This is a genomic window from Pseudomonas sp. lyk4-R2A-10, from assembly GCF_030209075.1.
GTDB classification, from domain to species: Bacteria; Pseudomonadota; Gammaproteobacteria; order Pseudomonadales; family Pseudomonadaceae; genus Aquipseudomonas; species Aquipseudomonas glycinae.
In genome coordinates this window covers 1-22826 of sequence record NZ_JARVSR010000007.1, presented here as the reverse complement: position 1 = coordinate 22826, position 22826 = coordinate 1, and the positions used below count along the sequence as shown (strand labels likewise).

Below are 22826 nucleotides of genomic sequence, written 5' to 3'. Positions count from 1 at the left end.
CGATCTCGAAACAGCGCGAAAAAACGCGACCCTACAGGTTGCCGCCAACCCTGGCAATTACCGGCCTGGGTCAATACTTGCGACAAGCAATCGCAGGTGTTGGGTCATTCCAGCAATCCCTTCAATCCCTCCAGCGGCAACGGCCGGCTGTGCAGATAACCCTGATACAAATGGCAGCCCAACCCCTGCAGGAAGGCCAATTGTTCCGGAGTTTCCACGCCTTCGGCGATTACTTCCAGCTCCAGGCTGCGGGCCATGGCGACGATGGCGCGGATGATTTCGGCGTCGTTGGGGTCGGTGGTGGCGTCGCGGATGAACGACTGATCGATCTTCAGCGTGTCTACCGGCAATCGTTTCAGATAGGTCAGCGATGAATAGCCGGTGCCGAAATCGTCCATGGCAAAACTCACGCCGAGTTTTTTCAGGCGGCGCATTTTGCTGATGGTGTCTTCCAGGTTCTGAATGACGATACCTTCGGTGATCTCCAGCTTCAGCAACGAGCAGGGCAGGCCGTGGCTGCTCATGCTGTGTTCGATGCGCTCGACGAAGTCGTTCTGGCGGAACTGCCGGGGGCTGATGTTCACGCACAGGCTGAAGGCCAGAGGATCGATCAGCTTTTCGGCGATCAATTGCTTGAAGGCTTCGCACGCCTCGTCGAGGATCCAGGTGCCGACCTCCAGAATCAGCCCGCTGTCTTCCAGCACCTTGATGAATTCGGTGGGTGATTGCGCGCCGAGTTCCGGGTGATTCCAGCGCACCAGGGCTTCGGCGCCGATGATGCGATTGTCCCGGGCGTCGATTTGCGGTTGGTAATGCACGTCGAATTCGCCACGGGACAGCGCCAGGCGCAGGTCGGTCTCCATGCGCAGCCGTTCGCTGGCCGCTTTCTGCATGGTGTTGTGATACATCTGCGTGGTGTTGCGCCCCGAATCCTTGGCCCGGTACAGCGCAATGTCGGCGCGTTTGAGCAGGTCGGTCGGGGTCGAGCCGTGATCGGGAATCAGCGCCACGCCGATGCTCGGCGTCACTTGCAGGCGCTGGCCGTCGAGGAACATCGGCTCCGACAGCAACTCGCGAATGGTGTCGGCCAGCTCGCGCACCTGGGCACTGACTTCATTGCGCGTGCCTTCCAGTCCGCTGAGCAACACCACGAACTCATCGCCACCGAGCCGCGCAACCGTGTCTTCCATGCGTACGCTGGCCTCAAGCCGTGCGGTGATGATTTTCAGCACCGTGTCACCGACCGGATGACCCAGCGAGTCATTGATGTGCTTGAAGTGATCCAGATCGAGAAACAGCAGCGCGCCGCGCAGGTTGTGGCGCTTGAGCAGGGCGATCTGCTGGCTCAGGCGATCCATCAGCAGTGCGCGGTTGGGCAGGTTGGTCAGCGGATCGTGATACGCCAAGTGGCGGATCTGCGCCTCGGCGTTCTTCAGCAGGCTGACGTCCCGGGCGGTAAGCAGCAGGCAGGCGGTTTCGTTGAGGGTGATCGGCTCGACCGAGACCTCCACCGTCAGGATCTCGCCGCGCTTGTTGCGCCCGAGCATTTCCTGATGGTGTACGCGGCCCTTGATCTGCAGCTCCGCAAGCAGTGCAGAACGCTGTTTTTCTTCGGCCCAGATGCCGACCTGATACACGGTTTTGCCCACCACTTCGTCGGCGCGGTAGCCGGTGAGGCGGCAGAAGCCGTCGTTGACCTCCAGATAGCGTCCGGTGTCGCGCTCGGTGATGGTGATGGCGTCGGGGCTGGAGTGGAACGCCTTGGCGAATTTCTCTTCGCTGGCCTTGAGCGCCGCTTCCGAGCGCTGTTGCTGGGTGATGTCGCGCAGCGTGGTAACGATGCACGGCTGGTTGCCGACGCTGATCTGACGGCTGGAAATCACGCAGGTCAGCGACTGGCCCTCCTTGTGCTGAACGATGATCGCAACATTGCTCAGGCCCTGTTCGCGGATCACCCGTTCTATGCGTTGCAGGCTTTTCGCCGAGGCGTCCCACAGGCCGATTTCTTCGGCGGTATGGCCGATCACGTCGCTGGCGCTCCAGCCGAAGGTCTGGGAGAAACTGGAGTTGATCTCGATGAATTCCCCGGTTTCCTGTCGGGTCACGCAGATTGGATCAGGGCTGACCTGGAACAGCGTGGCGAATTTCTCTTCCGAAGCCACCAGCCGTTGCTCGCGTTCAACCTGATCGGTGATGTCCAGCAGGGTGCCGGCCATCCGCAGCGGTACGCCGTTGTCGTCGCGATAGAGGCGGGCGCGGCTTTCCAGATAGCGCGAGCTGCCGTCCGGCAATTGCACGCGGTAAGTCAGCTGATAATTGCCCGCCGGGCCTTCGCGCAGGCTGCGATAGGCGTCGCGCATGCTGTCGCGCTCTTCGCCGGGTACGCCCTCGAAAAACTCTTCGAACGATTCGTGGAACGGTTTCGGCTCCAGGCCGTGTAATTGCGCAGCGCGGGCCGAGCCGTAGAGCATGCCGCTGGGAATGTGCCAGTCCCAGGTGCCGAGTTGCGCCGAATCCAGCGCCAGGTCGAGGCGTTCCTGGCTGTCTTTCAGGGCATGTTCGGCGGCTTTGCGTTCAGTGGTGTCGAGGAAGGTACTGAGCAGGTACGGCTGGCCTTCGAGTTCGACCTTTTGCGCGCTCAGGATGCCGTCGTGGATCTGGCCGTTGCTGGCGCGGAACTGCACCTCCATGCTGATCAGTTCGCCCTTGGCCTTGGTTTTCTTGACCAGCTCCGCCCGTTGCTCGGGATGCACCCACAGGCCCAGCTCCAGGGTGGTACGACCGATGGCGCTCTGCACCGGCCAGCCGAACAGGCTTTCGAAATACTGGTTGGCCTCGCTGATCAGGCCGTCTTCCTGGCGGGTCAACAGCACCATGTTCGGGCACAGGTGAAACAGTGTCGCAAAACGTTTCTCCGAACTGCTGAGCGCCTGTTCCCGTTGCCGCTGGTGGGTGATTTCGCGGATCACCCCGATCATTCGGGGGCGACCGTGTTTGTCCGGCAGCAGGCTGCCGTTGATCTCCAGCCAGTGCAGGCTGCCGTCGGGCCAGCGGATGCGGTGGTGCATCGCCTGTTCCAGCGGCGCACCGGCAATCACCGCGTGGAAGGCGCGGATGGTTTTCGCCCGGTCTTCCGGTGGCAGCAGGTCGAGGTATTCCAGGTCTTCGGGCAGCGGTTGCCGCGGATCGAAGCCGAACAAGGCCTGAGTGCCGCGCGACCAGCTGATCTGCCCGCGCTCGATGTCCCAGTACCAGGCGCCGAGCCGGGCACCGTTGAGCGCCGCGAGCAATTGCGGCGCACTCTCCCAGCTCTGCTCGGATCGCCGTGGATCAATGGCCTGAATACGCGGCATCGGCGGAATACGGTCAACAGATTTCGGCATTGTTAAGGGGCCTTGAGCTGATTTGGGCGTTTGGCACAGGGGCGGCAGCTCTATAGGAGTAGCACAAGTTAGCCGAGAGTCCCTGGCAGATCGATTTGAGCGTCCAGCAGGGCCATAAACGCCCGTGCAGCATTCGACAGCGTCCTTTCAGTGTGCAGGATATAGCCTAGCTGGCGACTGAGCTGTATGCCCGGCAAAGGTATGCGCGCCACCTGCTCATCGAGCATCGTGCGCGGCAAAACGCTCCAGGCCAGGCCGATCGACACCATCATCTTGATGGTTTCCAGGTAGTTGGTGCTCATGGCGATGTTCGGCGTCAGGCCCTGAGCCTCGAACAGCCGTTGGACAATGTGGTGGGTAAAGGTGTTGCCGCCGGGGAAAACTGCCGGATGGCCGGCAATGTCCGCCAATGTGACGGCGCCGTTCCTGATCAATGAATGTTCCGGGGCGACCACGAAATCCAGCGGGTCATCCCAGACCGGCGTGGCTTTGACCAGCGTATGCGGCTCCGGCGCCAGGGTGATGACCGCCAGCTCAGCGCGGCCATGGAGAATTTCCTCGTAGGCCACTTCCGAATCGAGGAACTGAATATCCAGCGCCACCTGCGGGTAGCGGCGAGTGTATTCCCTCAACAGCGGTGGCAAGCGGTGCAGGCCGATGTGGTGACTGGTGGCCAAAGTCAGGCGACCCGTGACTTCGCCGGTCAGGTTGGTCAGAGCACGGCGCGTGTCGTCCAGTACGTTGAGAATCTGATAAGCCCGTGGCAGTAAGGCCCGGCCGGCCTCGGTCAGACCCACTTCACGGCCCAACCGGTCGAACAGCCGCACATTCAGTTGCTGCTCCAGGCCAGCGATGCGTTTGCTGATCGCCGGTTGCGTCAGGTGCAGCCGTTCGCCGGCGCCGGAGAAGCTTCCAGTCTCGGCAATCGCGATAAAAGCATTGAGGTTGGCCAGGTCCATGTTCGCATTCCAGTTGGTTATCCAAAGCATAAAAAATATGAATTTGAGTTATTTAATCTAACCCCATAGGATCGGCCTCACAAGCCAAAGGGTTATTGATAAGCCCAGGGCATAGAAACAAGCTGATGAGGAACCGTCTGATGGCCGGCAAAACGCTCTACGACAAGCTCTGGGATTCGCATTTGGTCAAGCAGCGCGACGATGGCTCGGCGCTGATCTATATCGATCGTCATATCATTCACGAAGTGACCTCGCCGCAAGCCTTTGAAGGCCTGCGTCTGGCCGGACGCAAGCCGTGGCGCATCGATGCCAACATCGCCACCCCGGACCACAACGTACCGACCACTCCGGAGCGCAAGGGCGGCATCGAAGCCATTGCCGACCAGGTCTCGCGTTTGCAGGTTCAGACCCTCGATGACAACTGCGATGAATACGGCATCGTCGAGTTCAAGATGAACGACGTGCGCCAAGGCATCGTTCACGTGATCAGCCCGGAGCAGGGCGCGACCTTGCCGGGCATGACCGTGGTCTGCGGCGACTCGCACACCTCGACCCACGGCGCGTTCGGCGCCTTGGCCCACGGGATCGGCACTTCCGAGGTCGAGCACGTGCTCGCCACCCAGTGCCTGGTCGCCAAGAAAATGAAGAACATGCTGGTGCGCGTCGAAGGTCAGTTGCCGTTCGGCGTGACCGCCAAGGACATCGTCCTCGCGGTGATCGGCAAGATCGGCACCGCTGGCGGTAACGGCCATGCGATCGAGTTCGCCGGCAGCGCGATCCGCGATCTGTCCATCGAAGGCCGCATGACCATCTGCAACATGTCCATCGAAGCCGGCGCCCGCGTGGGTCTGGTGGCGGCGGACCAGAAGACTGTGGATTACGTCAAGGGTCGTCCTTTCGCACCGAAAGGTGCCGAGTGGGATCTGGCGGTCGAGTCCTGGAAAGACCTGGTGTCCGACGCCGATGCGCATTTCGACACCGTGGTCGAGCTCGACGCCACGCAGATCAAGCCGCAGGTCAGCTGGGGCACTTCGCCGGAAATGGTCTTGGCCGTTGATCAGAACGTGCCGGACCCGGCTAAAGAGATGGATCTGGTCAAACGCGACTCGATCGTCCGCGCCTTGAAATACATGGGTTTGACCGCCAATCAGGCGATCACTGACATTCAGCTCGACCGCGTGTTCATCGGCTCCTGCACCAACTCGCGCATCGAAGACTTGCGCGCTGCGGCGGTGATCGCCAAGGGTCGCAAGGTTGCGTCGACCATCAAGCAGGCCATCGTCGTGCCGGGCTCGGGTCTGGTGAAGGCGCAGGCCGAGGCCGAAGGTCTGGACAAGATTTTCCTCGAAGCCGGTTTCGAATGGCGCGAGCCGGGTTGCTCGATGTGCCTGGCGATGAACCCGGACCGTCTGGAGTCCGGCGAGCATTGCGCCTCGACCTCCAACCGTAACTTCGAAGGCCGTCAGGGCGCCGGTGGCCGTACCCACCTCGTCAGCCCGGCCATGGCCGCTGCGGCGGCGGTGAACGGTCGTTTCATCGACGTTCGTGAATTGATCTAAAGGAGCGCAGCATGAAAGCTTTTACCCAGCACACTGGTCTCGTCGCGCCTCTGGATCGTGCCAACGTCGACACCGACCAGATCATTCCGAAGCAGTTTCTGAAGTCGATCAAGCGCACCGGTTTCGGTCCGAACCTGTTCGACGAGTGGCGTTACCTGGATGTGGGTCAGCCGTATCAGGACAACTCCAAGCGTCCGCTGAACAAGGAATTCGTACTCAACGCCGAGCGTTATCAAGGCGCCAGCGTGTTGCTGGCCCGCGAAAACTTCGGCTGCGGCTCCAGCCGTGAACACGCGCCGTGGGCGCTGGAAGAATACGGTTTCCGCAGCATCATCGCGCCGAGCTATGCCGACATTTTCTTCAACAACAGCTTCAAGAACGGCTTGCTTCCGATCATCTTGAGCGACGCCGAAGTCGACGAGCTGTTCAAACAGGTCGAGGCCGCGCCGGGCTATCAGTTGCAGATCGATCTGCACGAGCAGACCGTGACCAGCCCGAACGGCAAGGTCTATCGCTTCGAGATCGACGCCTTCCGCAAACACTGCCTGCTCAATGGTCTGGACGACATCGGCCTGACCCTGCAGGACGGCGATGCGATTGCCGCGTTTGAAGCCAGGCATCGCGCGAGCCAGCCATGGTTGTTCCGCGACGCGTGAATCTGAAAGGTTGAAACCCAGAAAAGGACGTACCCATGACCAGCACCGCCCAGCACAGTCAGGTTGTACAAAAGCAATTCGGTGAACAGGCCGCCGCCTACCTGAGCAGCGCCGTTCACGCTCAAGGCACTGAATTTGCGCTGCTGCAGGCTGAGCTGGCGGGGCAGGGCGAGGCGCGGGTGCTGGATCTGGGTTGTGGCGCCGGGCACGTGAGTTTTCACGTCGCCTCGTTGGTGAAAGAAGTGGTGGCCTATGACCTGTCGCAGCAGATGCTCGACGTGGTGGCCGCCGCTGCCGTTGATCGCGGCTTGAGCAACGTGTCCACGGTCAACGGCGCCGCCGAGCGTCTGCCGTTTGCCGATGGCGAATTCGACTTCGTGTTCAGCCGCTATTCGGCGCACCATTGGAGCGATCTCGGCGTGGCCTTGCGCGAAGTGCGCCGGGTGCTGAAACCGGGTGGCGTGGCGGCGTTCATCGATGTGCTGTCGCCGGGCAGTCCGCTGTTCGACACCTATTTGCAGAGCGTCGAAGTGCTGCGCGACACCAGCCATGTGCGCGATTATTCCGCCGGTGAGTGGCTGCGCCAGGTCAGCGAGGCCGGTCTGCACACCCGCAGCACCACGCGTCAGCGCCTGCGTCTGGAGTACAACAGCTGGGTCGAGCGCATGCGCACACCCGAAGTGATGCGCGCCGCGATCCGCCAGTTGCAGCAATCGATGGGCAACGAAGTGCGCGAATATTTTGAGATTGAGGCCGATGGTTCGTTCAGTACAGATGTACTGGTGCTCTGGGCCGAAAAGTAAGTTTCGAACGACAAGCATTTTTCCCGGCGCGCCCCTCGATGGCGCACCGACTGAAGACACGAGGAAAGCATGAGCAAGCAGATTCTGATTCTCCCAGGCGACGGTATTGGTCCGGAAATCATGGCCGAAGCGGTCAAGGTGCTGGAGCTGGCCAACGAAAAGTACAGCCTGGGCTTCGAGCTGAGCCATGACGTGATCGGTGGCGCCGCCATCGACAAGCACGGCGTGCCGCTGGCCGACGAAACCCTCGATCGTGCCCGCGCTGCCGACGCTGTGCTGCTGGGCGCCGTGGGCGGCCCGAAATGGGACACCATCGAGCGTGACATCCGCCCTGAGCGCGGCCTGCTGAAAATCCGTGCGCAACTGGGCCTGTTCGGCAACCTGCGTCCGGCGATCCTGTACCCGCAACTGGCTGACGCTTCGAGCCTGAAGCCGGAAATCGTTGCCGGCCTGGATATCCTGATCGTCCGTGAATTGACCGGCGGCATCTACTTCGGCGCGCCGCGCGGCACCCGTACCCTGGAAAACGGCGAGCGCCAGTCCTACGACACCCTGCCGTACAGTGAGAGTGAAATCCGCCGTATCGCCCGTGTCGGTTTCGACATGGCCCGCGTGCGTGGCAAGAAACTGTGCTCGGTGGACAAGGCCAACGTGCTGGCGTCCAGCCAGCTGTGGCGTGAAGTGGTCGAGCAGGTCGCCAAGGATTACCCGGACGTCGAACTGAGCCACATGTACGTCGACAACGCCGCCATGCAACTGGTGCGTGCACCGAAGCAGTTCGACGTGATCGTCACCGACAACATGTTCGGCGACATCCTGTCCGACGAAGCGTCGATGCTCACCGGTTCCATCGGCATGCTGCCTTCGGCCTCGCTGGACGCCAACAACAAGGGCATGTACGAGCCTTGCCACGGTTCCGCGCCAGACATCGCGGGCAAAGGCATCGCCAACCCGCTGGCGACCATTCTCTCGGTGTCGATGATGCTGCGTTACAGCTTCAATCTGCAGGACGCGGCGGATGCCATCGAGAAAGCGGTCAGCGTGGTGCTGGATCAGGGTCTGCGCACCGGCGACATCTTTTCGACCGGTTGCACTAAAGTCGGTACGCAGGAAATGGGTGACGCAGTAGTCGCCGCGCTGCGGAATCTGTAATCTCTCGGGCCCGCTGCGAAATTCAATACAAAGCAGCGGCCCACTTTTCAAGAAGGTGTAGTTGCGATGAAACGTGTAGGTCTGATCGGTTGGCGCGGCATGGTCGGTTCCGTGCTCATGCAGCGGATGCTGGAAGAGCAGGATTTCGATCTTATCGAGCCGGTGTTTTTCACCACTTCCAATGTCGGTGGCCAAGGCCCGTCCGTGGGCAAGGACATTGCTCCGCTCAAGGACGCTTACAGCATTGAAGAGCTGAAGACCCTCGACGTGATCCTGACCTGCCAGGGCGGCGACTACACCAGCGAAGTGTTCCCGAAGCTGCGCGAAGCCGGCTGGCAGGGTTACTGGATCGACGCGGCCTCGAGCCTGCGGATGAATGACGACGCCGTCATCATCCTCGATCCGGTCAACCGCAAGGTCATCGACCAGCAGCTTGACGCGGGCACCAAGAATTACATCGGCGGCAACTGCACCGTCAGCCTGATGCTGATGGGCCTGGGCGGTCTGTTCGAAGCCGGTCTGGTCGAGTGGATGAGCGCCATGACCTATCAGGCGGCGTCCGGTGCCGGCGCGCAGAACATGCGTGAACTGATCAAGCAGATGGGCGCGACCCACGCCGCTGTCGCCGATCAACTGGCCGATCCTGCCAGCGCGATCCTCGACATCGACCGTCGTGTGGCCGAAGCCATGCGCAGCGACGCGTACCCGACCGAAAACTTCGGCGTACCGCTGGCCGGCAGCCTGATCCCGTGGATCGACAAGGAACTGCCGAATGGCCAGAGCCGCGAAGAGTGGAAGGCCCAGGCCGAGACCAACAAGATCCTCGGTCGCTTCAAGAGCCCGATCCCGGTCGACGGTATCTGCGTGCGCATCGGCGCCATGCGTTGCCACAGCCAGGCGCTGACCATCAAGCTGAACAAAGACGTGCCGATCGCCGACATCGAAGGGCTGATCAGTCAGCACAACCCTTGGGTCAAGCTGGTGCCGAACAACCGTGAAATCAGCATGCAGGAGCTGAGCCCGACGAAAGTCACCGGCACCCTGAACGTACCGGTCGGTCGTCTGCGCAAGCTGAACATGGGGTCGCAGTTCGTCGGTGCTTTCACCGTCGGCGACCAACTGCTGTGGGGCGCGGCCGAACCGCTGCGTCGCATGCTGCGGATCCTGCTTGAGCGTTGATCGCTTGATGCAATGAAAGAACCCGCGCCTTGCACGAGGCGCGGGTTTTTTTTGCCTGCGTGGCGGCCACCCGGTAAAGTGCCGCTCCCCCCGTTTCGCCAGAGGTAGCAACATGACCCAGACCCTTGATATTGCCGTGATCGGCGCCACCGGTACTGTCGGCGAAACCCTCGTGCAGATTCTCGAGGAGCGCGACTTCCCGGTCGGCACCTTGCACCTGTTGGCCAGCAGCGAATCCGCCGGCAGCTCGGTGCTGTTTCGCAACAAGAACGTGCGCGTGCGCGAAGTCGACGAGTTCGATTTCAGCAAGGTCAAACTGGCGTTCTTCGCCGCCGGCCCGGCCATCACCCTGAGTTACGCCGCCCGCGCTCACGCGGCGGGTTGCTCGCTGGTCGATTTGTCTGGCGCCTTGCCGGCGGATCAGGCGCCGCAAGTGGTGCCGGAAGCCAATGCCGATGTGCTGGCCGGTTTGAAAGCACCGTTCCAGGTCAGCAGCCCGAGCCCGTCGGCCACCACATTGGCCGTGGTGCTGGCGCCGCTGCTCGATCTGATCGAGCTGCACTATGTACATGTCACCGCCAATCTGGCGGTTTCCGCTCAGGGCCGCGAAGCCGTGACCGAACTGGCGCGCCAGACCGCCGAACTGCTGAACATGCGTCCGCTGGAGCCGACATTCTTCGACCGGCAGATGGCTTTCAACCTGCTGGCCCAGGTCGGTACGCCCGACGCGCAAGGTCATACGCTGCTGGAAAAACGTCTGGTGCGCGAACTGCGTCAGGTGCTGGCCAAGCCTTTATTAAAGATTTCCGCAACTTGTGTTCAAGCCCCGGTGTTTTTTGGCGATAGCTTTAGCGTGACCTTGCAGTCAGCGAGCGCGGTCGACCTGGAAAAGGTCAACGCCGCGCTTGAAGAGGCCGAGGGTATCGAGCTGGTCGAGGCCGGCGATTATCCGACCGCCGTCGGTGACGCGGTCGGGCAGGATGTGGTCTATGTCGGGCGGGTGCGCGCCGGTGTCGACGAGCCGTCGGAACTTAATCTGTGGCTGACGTCAGATAACGTACGCAAAGGTGCGGCCCTCAACGCCGTGCAGGTCGCCGAGTTGTTGATAAAAGACCTGCTGTAAAAGATACTTGGCAACAATTTGTCGACTGATTCTAGCCGGGCGCTATGCTTGGCCAGATCGCTTGATGACGCGACACCCTCCGGGACTTTCCGGGGCATCAAAGAAATGATCGCGCGCGGCATGCTGTCGTCGTCGCGCGCAATGCCTTACGGCAGCGACTATCAACATCTTCTCGCTGGCCGAGGAACGTTCAAACAAAGGAAGAGGCTATGGTTCAAGTTCGCAAACTGGTGTTAGCAATAGCGGCCGCCTCGGCGCTGTCCTCCGGTATGGCGCATGCCCTCGGGCTCGGGGAGCTGACCCTGAAGTCGACCCTGAACCAGCCGCTGGTGGCGGAAATCGAGCTGCTCGATGTCAAGGATCTGACCGCTGCCGAAGTGGTGCCGAGCCTGGCCTCGCCGGAAGATTTCGCCAAGGCCGGTGTCGATCGCCAGGCCTTCCTCAATGATCTGACCTTCACCCCGGTGCTCAACGCCAGCGGCAAAAGCGTGCTGCGCGTAACGTCGAGCAAGCCGCTGTCGGAACCGATGGTGAAGTTCCTCGTGCAGGTGATGTGGCCGAACGGCCGTCTGCTGCGTGATTACAGCGTGCTGCTGGATCCGTCGAAGTTCTCGCCGCAGACCGCTGATGCCGCCGCTCAACCCGCGCCAGCGCAAACCATCACCGCACCGACTACCGGCGCCACGCATTCGACCCACACCACCACGCCGCGCGACACTCTGTGGGAAATCGCCGCCAAGGCGCGCACCGGCGGTTCGGTGCAGCAGACCATGCTGGCGATCCAGGCCCTGAACCCGGACGCGTTCATCGGCGGCAACATCAACCGCCTGAAAACCGGTCAGGTGCTGCGTCTGCCGGATCAGGTGCAAAGCACCGCACTGCCGCAGTCCAAAGCGATTGCCGAAGTGGCGGCGCAGAACGAAGCCTGGCGGCAGGGTCGTCGTTATGTGGCCAAGCCGGGCACCGGTCAGCAGCAGCTCGATGCGACCAATCGTGGTCGCGCCAATACCGGTGCTGCGCAAAACGCCAAGGACAACCTGAGCCTGGTGTCAGCCGAAAGCGCCAAGGCGCGTGGCAAGGGTCCGGCCGGCGATGCCAAGGCCCTGAGCAACAAACTGGCGGTCACTCAGGAAAGTCTCGACACCACCCGTCGTGACAACGAAGAGCTGAAAAGCCGCATGGCCGATCTGCAAAGCCAGCTGGACAAGCTGCAACGCCTGATCGAGCTGAAGAACAATCAACTGGCGAAAATGCAGGCCGAAGGTTCGGGCTCGGCTCCGGCCACAACGGCCCCTGTTGTTCCTGCGATCACTGCGGAACTGGCAACCACGCCACCGGCGACTCCTGCAGAGGTTGCGCCAGTCGCACCTGCGCCTGAGGCCGCTGCTCCGGCCCCGGTCGAGCCGGTTGTCGAGCCTGTGGTTGAAACGACGCCGGCCGCCAATGACGAAAAAACCTTCAATGAACTGCTGACCAATCCAATCCTGTTGGGTCTGGTCGGTGGCGGTGCAGTGGTCCTGCTGCTCCTGTTGTTGCTGCTGGCCCGTCGCCGCAAGGCGCAACAGGAAGCCGAAAAACACCTGCGTATGGCACGTGCGCTGGAGGAGCAGTCCTTCTCCCAGGATCTCGATCTGCCGGAAAGCAGCTTCGAAGGTCTGGAGGTGCCAGCCGCCAGCGTCAAGCTGACCCCGGCTCCAGCTCCAGCTCCAGCTGCGGCGCCTGCCGCCGCTGCTGTAGTTGCGCCCGTCGTGATGGCCGAGCCGATCGCCGCGCCGCTGGTGGCGCCGGCCGCCGAGCGTTCCGACGACGTGCTGGACAAGGCGCAGTCGCACATCGACGGCGGTCGTTTGAATCAGGCCGCCGCGTTGCTGGAGGAGGGCGTGAGCCTGGAGCCGCAGCGCAGCGATCTGCGTCTGAAGCTGATGGAGGTTTACGGTCGCCAGGGTGATCGCGATGCCTTCGTCGGTCAGGAGCGTCAACTGGTTGCCAATGGCGACAACTTCGCCAAGGTCGAAGAGCTGAAAAGCCGCTTCCCGGCCATGGCGGTCGTCGCGGCCAGCAGTCTTGCGGCAGCGGCCATTGCCGCCGAGCTGGACGCGGAATACGTCAAGGAGCTGCTGCTCGACGAGCCTGAAGCGCCGGCTGCTTCTGCTGCGGCAGATGACGATCTGGACAGCGCTTTCGACCTGAGCCTCGATGATCTCGACAACATCACGCCAGTTGAACCTGTGGCGGCTGTCGAGCCGGAAACGCCGGTCGAGCTGGACGCATTCCCGACTGACGACGACCTGAGCTTCGAGTCGGTGCTGCAAAAGCAGACCGACATCAAGGAAAACCTCGACGACCTGTCGGACTTCGACCTGGATCTGGATCTCGGTGCCGACCCTGCGCCTGCGCCGGTCGAGTTGGCAGACGATGACTTCCTGCTGGATCTGGACGAAGGCGTGAAGGATCTGCCGCTGGTCGAAACCCCGGCCGTTACCGACGTGCCGCAGGACGATCTGGAGCTGCCAGCCGATTTCGACCTGTCCCTGGCTGACGAAATGGACGCTGCGCCAGCCGAGCCGGATGCGTTCGCCGCCGAGCTGGATGACGTCAACGCTGAGCTGGATCGTCTGTCGAGCAGCATCAACGAGCCAAGCTTCACCGAAGCTGATGCTGCGTTGGGTGATGATCTGGGTGAGGATGACTTCGACTTCCTGTCCGGCACCGACGAAGCCGCGACCAAGCTCGATCTGGCGCAGGCCTACATCGACATGGGCGACAACGACGGTGCGCGCGACATCCTCAATGAAGTCATCAGCGAGGGGAACGACAAGCAGAAGAGCGAAGCGAGCGAAATGCTTTCGCATCTGGCCTGAGTCGGCATTCAGCGCTAAACAGAACGGCAGCCCATGAGGCTGCCGTTTTTGTTTGGGTCTGGTTTCCCCGTCCCGCCGCCTTATAATGCCCGCCTTTGTAGATCAGCAGGCTGTACCGACTTGGCAAACATAGATAACCCGGCCGCCGAAATGGCACCCGAAGGCTTTTTCCGCGTCGCGCTGGGCGTTGAATACAAGGGCTCGCGCTACAGCGGCTGGCAGCGTCAGTCCACCGGTGTGCTCACCGTGCAGGAAACCCTGGAAAAAGCCCTGTCGAAGGTCGCCGACTCGCCGATCTCGCTGCAATGCGCGGGGCGCACCGACGCCGGTGTGCATGCGTGCGGGCAAGTGGTGCATTTCGATACCCAGGTCGACCGCTCGCTGAAAGCCTGGGTCATGGGCGCCAACATCAATCTGCCCCACGACATCAGCGTCAGTTGGGCGAAGATCATGCCGGCGCATTTCCATGCGCGATTCAAGGCGATTGCCCGGCGCTATCGCTATGTGATCTACAACGATCAGATCCGCCCGGCGCATCTCAACGAAGAAATCACCTGGAATCACCGTCCGCTGGACGTCGAGCGCATGGCCGAGGCCGCGCAGTACCTGATCGGTACCCATGATTTCAGTGCCTTCCGTGCCGGCCAGTGCCAGGCCAAGTCGCCGATCAAGCAGATGCATCACCTGCGCGTGACCCGTCACGGCAAAATGATCGTTCTGGACATCCGCGCCAACGCGTTCCTGCACCACATGGTGCGCAACATCGCCGGCGTGCTGATGACCATCGGTGCCGGCGAGCGGCCGGTGGAGTGGATGAAAGAAGTGCTGGAGAGCCGTGAGCGGCGTTCCGGCGGGGTCACGGCGCATCCGTTCGGCCTGTATCTGGTGCAGGTCGAGTATCACGACGAGTTCCCGTTGCCCGAGCGTTTCATCGGGCCACATTTCCTTACGGGTTTCGCGGAACTTGACGGCTGACGCCCTCGAACGCATTTGTTACCATCCGGGACTTTCTCGGATTTGCCTTGGGGTTTTTATCGACATGTCAGCCGTTCGCAGCAAGATTTGCGGGATTACCCGCATGGAGGATGCGTTGGCAGCCGTCGAGGCCGGGGCCGATGCCATCGGTTTTGTGTTCTACGCTAAAAGTCCCCGGGCCGTGACCGTGCAGCAGGCGCGGGCGATCATCGCCGCATTGCCGCCGTTCGTGACCACGGTCGGGCTGTTCGTCAATGCCAGCCGCTGCGAGCTCGGGGAAATCCTCGATGCCGTGCCGCTGGATCTGCTGCAGTTCCATGGCGACGAAACCGCCGCCGAGTGTGAAGGCTGGCACCGGCCGTACATCAAGGCCTTGCGGGTCAAGGCGGGCGATAATATTGCCGCTGCCTGCGATGCCTACCCGAGCGCCAGCGGCGTGCTGCTCGACACTTATGTCGAAGGCGTGCCCGGCGGAACCGGCGAGGCGTTCGACTGGTCATTGATTCCGCAAGGTTTGAGCAAGCCGTTGATTCTGGCCGGCGGCCTGACGCCGGAGAACGTCGCCGATGCGATAGCCCGGGTGCGGCCGTATGCCGTGGATGTCAGCGGCGGGGTAGAGGCGAGCAAGGGCATCAAGGATCACGCAAAGATTCGTGCATTCATCAACGCCGTACGCTGATGTGACGGCTGGCAGACTGCCGCCGTCCACAGCTCTGTAGAAAAGAGGCTGAGGGTCTTTTCGGGGTGTGCGCAGGTCAGTTCCGCTGACCCGGCAGTCCGGACGATCATCGCCACACATGAATTTAGCTGAAGGGCATACGCGGGGCCGCGAACCAGAGCGTTCGGGCCGCCGGTACTGGAGAAAGAAAGCATGAGCAACTGGTTGGTAGACAAGCTGATCCCTTCGATCATGCGTTCCGAGGTCAAGAAGAGCTCGGTCCCTGAAGGTCTGTGGCACAAATGCCCGTCCTGCGAGGCTGTGCTGTATCGTCCGGAGCTGGAAAAGACCCTGGACGTTTGCCCTAAATGCAACCACCACATGCGCATCGGCGCACGTGCGCGCATCGACATCTTCCTGGACGCCGAAGGCCGTACCGAACTGGGCGCCGACCTTGAGCCGGTTGACCGGCTGAAATTCCGTGACGGCAAGAAGTACAAGGACCGCCTGGTCGCTGCCCAGAAACAGACCGGCGAGAAAGACGCACTGGTTTCCATGAGCGGCACCCTGCTGGGCATGCCGGTCGTGGTTTCGGCGTTCGAATTCAGCTTCATGGGCGGTTCCATGGGCGCCATCGTCGGTGAGCGCTTCGTGCGCGCCGCCAACTACGCGCTGGAAAACCGTTGCCCGATGGTCTGCTTTTCCGCCTCCGGTGGTGCGCGCATGCAGGAAGCCCTGATCTCGCTGATGCAGATGGCCAAGACTTCGGCTGTTCTGGCGCGTCTGCGTGAAGAAGGCATTCCGTTCATCTCGGTGCTGACCGACCCGGTCTACGGCGGCGTTTCCGCCAGTCTGGCGATGCTGGGCGACGTGATCGTCGGCGAGCCTAAAGCCCTGATCGGCTTCGCCGGTCCACGTGTGATCGAGCAGACCGTGCGCGAAAAACTGCCGGAAGGCTTCCAGCGCAGCGAGTTCCTGCTGGAGCACGGCGCCATCGACCTGATCATCGATCGTCGCGAACTGCGTCCGCGTCTGGGTAACCTGCTGGCGCAACTGACCGGCAAACCGACGCCTAAATTCGTTGCTGCGCCGATCGAGCCGATCGTCGTTCCGCCGGTGCCTGCCAACGTATGACCGAGCGCACCCTTGGCGAGTGGCTCGCCTACCTTGAACAGTTGCATCCATCGGCCATCGACATGGGGCTGGAGCGTTCGCAACAGGTAGCGTCCCGCATGGGACTGGGCCAGCCGGCGCCTCGGGTGATTACGGTCACCGGCACCAACGGCAAGGGTTCGACCTGCGCGTTCGTGGCTTCATTGCTGCGAGCGCAGGGCCTGAACGTCGGTGTCTACAATTCTCCGCACTTGCTGCGTTACAACGAGCGGGTGCAGCTCAATGGCGTCGAAGCCACTGACGCGCAGCTGTGCGAAGCCTTCGCGGCGGTCGAAGCGGGGCGCGGCGACACTTCCCTGACTTACTTCGAAATGGGCACCCTGGCGGCGTTCTGGCTGTTTCAACAGGCCGGGCTCGACGCGGTGGTGCTGGAAGTCGGGCTGGGCGGGCGTCTGGATACGGTCAACGTGGTCGATGCCGACATCGCGCTGGTCACCAGCATTGGTGTCGATCATGCCGATTACCTGGGCAATACCCGCGAATCCGTGGCCTTCGAGAAGGCCGGGATTTTCCGTCAGGGCAAGCCTGCGCTGTGCGGCGATCTGAATCCTCCACAACCCCTGCTGGACAAGGCGCGCGAGCTTGCTTGCCCGTTCTTCCTGCGCGGGCGGGATTTCGATCTCGGCATCACTGATCAATTCTGGCAGTGGCGCGGTACCGATGCTGAAGGTCGGGTCGTCGAGCTGCGCGATTTGCCGCTGCTTGATCTGCCGATGGAAAACGCTGCGCTGGCGTTGCAGGCTTATCTGCTGCTCGGTTTGCCGTGGGATGCCGGGCAGATTGCTGCGGCGCTGCAGGCGACTCGCGTGGTCGGTCGCCTTGATCGTCGCTCGTTCGAATGGAACGGCAAGCGTCTGAACCTGTTGCTGGATGTTGGCCATAACCCGCATGCGGCGGAGTATCTTGCGCGGCGTCTGGCTGCGCGTCCGCCGGTCGGCAAGCGACTGGCGGTATTCGGCCTGTTGGCGGACAAGGATCTGGAGGGTGTCATCGGTGAATTGAATGCCGGCGTCCAGCACTGGGCGGTGGCGCCGCTGGATTCGCCGCGTGCGCGTCCGGTGGCTGAATTGAATGTTGCACTGCAGAACCTTGGCGCCTCGGTCACGTCTTATGACAGTGTGGCGGCTGCGCTGGAAGGGCAGTGTGCAGTGGCCACCAGCGACGACGAGATCTTGCTGTTCGGATCATTTTATTGTGTCGCCGAGGCCCTTGAATGGCTGTCTCGGCGCTCCACGGAGGAAGCGGCAAATGGCTTTGCTGGATAAAGCGTACAAACAGCGCATGGTCGGTGCCCTGGTGCTGGTGGCGCTGGCGGTGATTTTCCTGCCGATGCTGTTTTCCCGTCAGGATGAACAGCGTCAGGTGACCGTCGAGGCGCCGGCTGCGCCGCAAGCGCCCGCCGTGGCGCAGATCCAGATGGAAACCGTGGCCGTACCCGAGCCTCAGGTTCTGCCGCAAGAGCCAGTGCCGAGCGATGACGAAGTCGCCGAGCAGGCTGTGCCGACGGCGCCGATTGCTTCCGCCGCGCCAGCCCCGGCTCCGGCGCCGGTGGCCAAACCGGTTGCGCCGGCTCCCGCTCCCGCTCCCGTTCCCGTTCCCGTGGTCAAGCCAACCACGGCCCCGGCTCAGCCGATCGCTGCATTGTCTGCCAAGCCGGATACCACCCAGAGCCGCGTCGATGCCAATGGCCTGTCGGTGAGCTGGTCGGTGCAACTGGCCAGTCTGTCGAGCCGCGCCAGCGCCGAAAGCCTGCAGAAAACCCTGCGCAGCCAGGGTTACAACGCTTACATCCGTTCGGCCGATGGCAAGAACCGGGTGTTCGTCGGCCCGCTGATCGAGCGCGCAGAAGCTGATCGTCTGCGTGATCTGTTGAGCCGCCAGCAGAACCTCAAGGGGTTTGTGGTGCGCTTCCAGCCCGAGCGCGGCTGATATCTATCACTTCGATAGAAATGCACTGAAAATCGCAGCTTACCGACAGCCATGCGCTCTGCTAAAATGCGCCGCCTTATCCGTCTGTAGGCTGCACTGTGCCATTTACCTGGGTTGACTGGGCGATCGTTGCAATCATCGCCATCTCCGCTTTGATCAGTTTGAGCCGCGGCTTCGTCAAAGAAGCATTGTCGCTGGTGACCTGGATCATTGCAGGAGCCGTTGCCTGGATGTTCGGTGGCTCACTGTCCGAGTACCTCGCCGGATACATTCAAACACCGTCGGCTCGTGTGATCACGGGCTGTGCCATCATGTTTGTCGCCACACTGATCGTGGGCGCAATGATCAATTATCTTATCGGCGAGTTGGTTCGCGTCACCGGGTTGTCCGGGACCGATCGATTCCTCGGCATGGCCTTCGGCGCTGCGCGTGGCGTGTTGCTGGTGGTCGTGGCGGTCGGGCTGTTGAGCCTGGGGCCGGTACAGCAGGACGGGTGGTGGAAAGAATCACAGCTCGTGCCAAAGTTTCTATTGGTCGCAGACTGGTCCAAGAACCTGATTCTCGGGTGGAGCAGTCAGTGGCTTGCCAGCGGAATCAGCGTACCCGCTGATATTCCGTTCAAGGAGCAACTCTTGCCGTCGGCCAAAACGCCTCAGTGAGTGTTGTTCAGTTCAGATCCATTAAGTAGGGGTTGCGTCGCATGTGTGGCATCGTCGGTATCGTCGGTAAGTCGAACGTCAATCAGGCGCTGTATGACGCGCTAACCGTGCTCCAGCACCGCGGCCAGGACGCTGCCGGTATCGTGACCAGCCATGATGGCCGGTTGTTCTTGCGCAAGGACAATGGCCTGGTGCGTGACGTGTTTCAACAGCGTCACATGCAGCGCCTGGTCGGCCACATGGGTATCGGCCACGTCCGTTACCCGACTGCCGGCAGCTCGACGTCGGCCGAGGCTCAGCCGTTCTACGTCAACTCGCCTTACGGCATCACCCTGGCGCACAACGGTAACCTGACCAACGTTGAACAGTTGGCCAAAGAGATCTACGAATCCGATCTGCGTCACGTCAACACCAGCTCCGACTCGGAAGTGTTGCTGAACGTGTTCGCCCACGAGCTGGCCCAGCGCGGCAAGCTGCAACCGACCGAAGAAGACGTGTTTGCCGCCGTGACCGACGTGCACAACCGTTGCGTCGGTGGTTACGCCGTTGTGGCGATGGTGACCGGTTACGGCATCGTCGGCTTCCGTGACCCGCACGGCATCCGCCCGATCGTGTTCGGTCAGCGTCACACCGACGAAGGCGTCGAGTACATGATCGCCTCCGAAAGCGTTTCGCTGGACGTGCTTGGCTTCACTCTGATCCGCGACCTGGCACCGGGCGAAGCGGTCTACATCACTGAAGACGGCAAGCTGCACACTCGTCAGTGCGCGACCAACCCGTCCCTGACTCCGTGCATCTTCGAACACGTCTACCTGGCGCGTCCGGATTCGATCATCGACGGCGTGTCGGTCTACAAAGCCCGTCTGCGCATGGGTGAGAAGCTGGCCGAGAAGATCCTGCGCGAGCGTCCAGAACACGACATCGACGTGGTCATCCCGATTCCGGACACCAGTCGCACCGCAGCACTGGAACTGGCCAACCATCTGGGCGTGAAATTCCGCGAAGGCTTCGTCAAGAACCGTTACATCGGCCGTACCTTCATCATGCCCGGCCAGGCTGCGCGCAAGAAATCGGTACGCCAGAAGCTCAACGCCATCGAACTGGAATTCCGCGGCAAGAACGTGATGCTGGTGGACGACTCGATCGTTCGCGGCACCACCTGCAAGCAGATCATCCAGATGGCCCGCGAAGCCGGCGCGAAAAACGTCTACTTCTGCTCGGCGGCTCCGGCTGTTCGCTTCCCGAACGTGTACGGCATCGACATGCCGAGCGCTCACGAGCTGATCGCTCACAACCGTTCGACTCAGGATGTCGCCGACCTGATCGGCGCCGACTGGCTGATCTATCAGGACCTGCCTGACTTGATCGAAGCGGTCGGTGGCGGCAAGATCAAGATCGAAAACTTCGATTGCGCAGTGTTTGACGGCAAGTACGTCACCGGCGATGTCGACGAGGCTTACCTGAACAAGATCGAACAGGCACGCAACGATGCCTCGAAGGTCAAGACCCAGGCGGTCAGTGCGATCATCGATCTGTACAACAACTGAGTTTCAACCGGCCCTTAGGGGCCGGTTTTGTATCTGGCAAAAGACTTTTATTTATCGAGAACAGGGCAAGGAGTGACAGCATGAGTCAGGAATGGGATGCCGGTCGGCTGGACAGCGACCTCGAAGGCGTAGCGTTCGATACCCTGGCCGTACGTGCCGGTCAGCACCGTACGCCGGAAGGCGAGCACGGTGATCCGATGTTCTTCACTTCCAGCTATGTGTTTCGCACCGCCGCCGATGCGGCTGCGCGGTTTGCCGGGGAAGTGCCGGGCAACGTCTACTCGCGTTACACCAACCCGACCGTTCGCGCCTTCGAAGAGCGCATCGCCGCGCTGGAAAGCGCCGAGCAGGCGGTGGCCACGGCCACCGGCATGGCCGCGATCATGGCGGTGGTGATGAGTCTGTGCAGCGCCGGCGATCATGTGCTGGTGTCGCGCAGCGTGTTCGGTTCGACCATCAGTCTGTTCGAGAAGTACTTCAAGCGTTTTGGCGTGGAAGTCGATTACGTGCCGCTGGCCGATCTGTCGGCCTGGGACGCAGCGATCAAGTCCAACACCAAATTGCTGTTCGTCGAGTCGCCGTCCAATCCGTTGGCTGAGCTGGTGGATATCACCGCGCTGTCGGAAATCGCGCACGCCAAGGGTGCGATGCTGGTAGTCGACAACTGCTTCTGCACGCCTGCCTTGCAGCAGCCGCTGAAGCTGGGCGCAGACATCGTTGTGCATTCGGCCACCAAGTTCATCGATGGCCAGGGCCGTTGCATGGGCGGCGTGGTTGCCGGTCGCAGCGAACAGATGAAAGAAGTCGTCGGCTTCCTGCGTACCGCCGGGCCGACCCTCAGCCCGTTCAACGCCTGGATCTTCCTCAAGGGGCTGGAAACCCTGAACCTGCGGATGAAGGCGCACTGCGCCAATGCCCAACAACTGGCTGAGTGGCTGGAGCAGCAGGATGGCATCGAGAAGGTGCATTACGCCGGTCTCAAGAGCCATCCGCAGCACGAACTGGCTCTGCGTCAGCAGAAGGGCTTCGGCGCGGTGGTGAGCTTTGAGGTCAAGGGCGGCAAAGAGGGCGCCTGGCGCTTTATCGATGCGACCCGTTTGATCTCGATCACGGCCAACCTGGGTGACAGCAAAACCACCATCACCCACCCGAGCACCACGTCCCACGGCCGTCTGGCGCCGCAGGAGCGTGAGGCAGCCGGCATTCGTGACAGCCTGATCCGCATCGCGGTCGGTCTGGAAGACGTGGCTGACCTGCAAGCCGACCTGTCGCGCGGTCTGGCGGCGTTGTGATCGAGTTGTCTACGCCAAAGATCGGCACCCATGGCCGCGTTGCATTGGTCACGGGTGCCGCGCGCGGGATCGGCTTGGGCATCGCGGCATGGCTGATCAGCGAAGGCTGGCAGGTGGTGCTGACTGACCTGGATCGTGTGCGAGGTTCGAAAGTGGCGAAGGTGCTCGGCGAAAACGCCTGGTTCATCGCCATGGACGTCGCGGACGAAAGTCAGGTGGCGCTCGGTGTCGCTGAGGTGCTGGGGCAATTCGGTCGTCTGGATGCGCTGGTGTGCAACGCTGCCGTGGCCGATCCGCACAACATCACGCTGGAAAGCCTCGATCTGGCTTACTGGAATCGGGTGCTTGCGGTGAACCTCGGTGGGCCGATGTTGCTGGCCAAACACTGCGCGCCGTATCTGCGTGCGCACAACGGGGCGATCGTCAATCTGGCCTCGACCCGTGCGGCGCAGTCGGAACCGGATACCGAAGCCTATGCGGCGAGCAAGGGTGGTTTGCTGGCGCTGACTCACGCGCTGGCGATCAGTCTCGGGCCGGAGATTCGCGTCAATGCGGTCAGCCCGGGCTGGATCGATGCGCGGGATCCATCCGCGCGGCGCGCGGAACCGCTGACCGATACCGATCATGCCCAGCATCCGGCGGGCAGGGTAGGGACGGTCGAGGATGTGGCGGCGATGGTGGCGTGGTTGCTGTCGAAGAATGCGGGGTTTGTGACGGGGCAGGAATTCGTGGTCGATGGCGGCATGACCAAGAAGATGATTTATACGGAATGAAGCAATTTCGTCTTTTTTAGAAAAACTTCAATCCTGCTATTGACTTAGGTTCGCTACCTGCGTAAATTTCGCGGCCTCGGAGATGCAAACGGGTGATTAGCTCAGCTGGGAGAGCGTCTGCCTTACAAGCAGAATGTCGGCGGTT

General features: G+C 61.7%; 18 protein-coding genes. 16 read left to right on the top strand and 2 right to left on the bottom strand.

Going from position 1 to position 22826, the window contains the following annotated elements; genetic code table 11:
* Positions 1 to 104: 104 nt before the first annotated feature.
* The gene (locus tag QRN46_RS11275) at positions 105 to 3383 is read right to left on the bottom strand and encodes a bifunctional diguanylate cyclase/phosphodiesterase (RefSeq protein ID WP_285354686.1); all 3279 of its coding nucleotides are present in this window, start codon (positions 3381 to 3383) and stop codon (positions 105 to 107) included.
* Between the two features lie 68 nt (positions 3384 to 3451).
* Entirely contained in the window at positions 3452 to 4342 is an 891-nt protein-coding gene (locus QRN46_RS11270; RefSeq protein WP_285354685.1) for a LysR family transcriptional regulator, read from the bottom strand.
* Between the two features lie 140 nt (positions 4343 to 4482).
* Here QRN46_RS11270 and leuC point away from each other — a divergent pair, with 140 nt between their 5' ends.
* The 16 genes from leuC (at position 4483) to QRN46_RS11190 (ending at position 22681) form a co-directional block, all read left to right on the top strand.
* Positions 4483 to 5901 carry a 3-isopropylmalate dehydratase large subunit gene (leuC, locus tag QRN46_RS11265; RefSeq protein WP_011333350.1) on the top strand — a complete coding sequence of 473 codons (1419 nt, stop codon included), beginning with the start codon at positions 4483 to 4485 and terminating at the stop codon, positions 5899 to 5901.
* Positions 5902 to 5912: 11 nt separating this feature from the next.
* Positions 5913 to 6557: a 3-isopropylmalate dehydratase small subunit gene (gene leuD, locus QRN46_RS11260; RefSeq protein ID WP_011333351.1), complete on the top strand. Its 645-nt coding sequence runs from the start codon at positions 5913 to 5915 to the stop codon at positions 6555 to 6557.
* Positions 6558 to 6592: 35 nt separating this feature from the next.
* Positions 6593 to 7360 carry a class I SAM-dependent methyltransferase gene (locus QRN46_RS11255; protein WP_011333352.1) on the top strand — a complete coding sequence of 256 codons (768 nt, stop codon included), beginning with the start codon at positions 6593 to 6595 and terminating at the stop codon, positions 7358 to 7360.
* Positions 7361 to 7429: 69 nt separating this feature from the next.
* Positions 7430 to 8512: a 3-isopropylmalate dehydrogenase gene (gene leuB, locus QRN46_RS11250; RefSeq protein WP_285354684.1), complete on the top strand. Its 1083-nt coding sequence runs from the start codon at positions 7430 to 7432 to the stop codon at positions 8510 to 8512.
* 66 nt (positions 8513 to 8578) lie between these two features.
* Positions 8579 to 9691, top strand: a complete 1113-nt coding sequence (gene asd, locus QRN46_RS11245) for an aspartate-semialdehyde dehydrogenase (RefSeq protein ID WP_011333354.1) — start codon at positions 8579 to 8581, stop codon at positions 9689 to 9691.
* A gap of 112 nt (positions 9692 to 9803) precedes the next feature.
* A complete protein-coding gene (locus tag QRN46_RS11240) occupies positions 9804 to 10814 on the top strand; it encodes an aspartate-semialdehyde dehydrogenase (RefSeq protein ID WP_285354683.1) in 1011 nt (336 codons plus the stop codon).
* Positions 10815 to 11023: 209 nt separating this feature from the next.
* The gene (locus tag QRN46_RS11235) at positions 11024 to 13675 is read left to right on the top strand and encodes a motility hub landmark protein FimV (protein WP_285354682.1); all 2652 of its coding nucleotides are present in this window, start codon (positions 11024 to 11026) and stop codon (positions 13673 to 13675) included.
* A 150-nt stretch (positions 13676 to 13825) separates the two neighbouring features.
* Positions 13826 to 14650, top strand: coding sequence for a tRNA pseudouridine(38-40) synthase TruA (gene truA / locus QRN46_RS11230; RefSeq protein WP_011333357.1), 825 nt, complete (start codon positions 13826 to 13828; stop codon positions 14648 to 14650).
* A gap of 64 nt (positions 14651 to 14714) precedes the next feature.
* Positions 14715 to 15329: a phosphoribosylanthranilate isomerase gene (locus QRN46_RS11225; protein WP_285354681.1), complete on the top strand. Its 615-nt coding sequence runs from the start codon at positions 14715 to 14717 to the stop codon at positions 15327 to 15329.
* Positions 15330 to 15521: 192 nt separating this feature from the next.
* On the top strand, positions 15522 to 16442 hold the full coding sequence (gene accD, locus QRN46_RS11220) for an acetyl-CoA carboxylase, carboxyltransferase subunit beta (protein ID WP_011333359.1): 921 nt from the start codon (positions 15522 to 15524) through the stop codon (positions 16440 to 16442).
* On the top strand, positions 16439 to 17746 hold the full coding sequence (folC, locus tag QRN46_RS11215; protein ID WP_285354680.1) for a bifunctional tetrahydrofolate synthase/dihydrofolate synthase: 1308 nt from the start codon (positions 16439 to 16441) through the stop codon (positions 17744 to 17746). The genes accD and folC overlap by 4 nt, the downstream gene beginning before the upstream one ends.
* The gene (locus QRN46_RS11210; RefSeq protein ID WP_285354679.1) at positions 17730 to 18410 is read left to right on the top strand and encodes an SPOR domain-containing protein; all 681 of its coding nucleotides are present in this window, start codon (positions 17730 to 17732) and stop codon (positions 18408 to 18410) included. Before folC ends, QRN46_RS11210 begins: the two co-directional genes overlap by 17 nt.
* Positions 18411 to 18508: 98 nt before the next feature.
* A complete protein-coding gene (locus QRN46_RS11205; RefSeq protein WP_007956464.1) occupies positions 18509 to 19069 on the top strand; it encodes a CvpA family protein in 561 nt (186 codons plus the stop codon).
* 41 nt (positions 19070 to 19110) lie between these two features.
* A complete protein-coding gene (purF, locus tag QRN46_RS11200) occupies positions 19111 to 20616 on the top strand; it encodes an amidophosphoribosyltransferase (protein ID WP_007956466.1) in 1506 nt (501 codons plus the stop codon).
* An 80-nt stretch (positions 20617 to 20696) separates the two neighbouring features.
* Positions 20697 to 21908 (top strand): O-succinylhomoserine sulfhydrylase, encoded by a 1212-nt coding sequence (locus tag QRN46_RS11195; protein ID WP_201817704.1) that lies wholly within the window; start codon positions 20697 to 20699, stop codon positions 21906 to 21908.
* Positions 21905 to 22681: an SDR family oxidoreductase gene (locus QRN46_RS11190; RefSeq protein ID WP_041475192.1), complete on the top strand. Its 777-nt coding sequence runs from the start codon at positions 21905 to 21907 to the stop codon at positions 22679 to 22681. Before QRN46_RS11195 ends, QRN46_RS11190 begins: the two co-directional genes overlap by 4 nt.
* Positions 22682 to 22826: the final 145 nt, after the last annotated feature.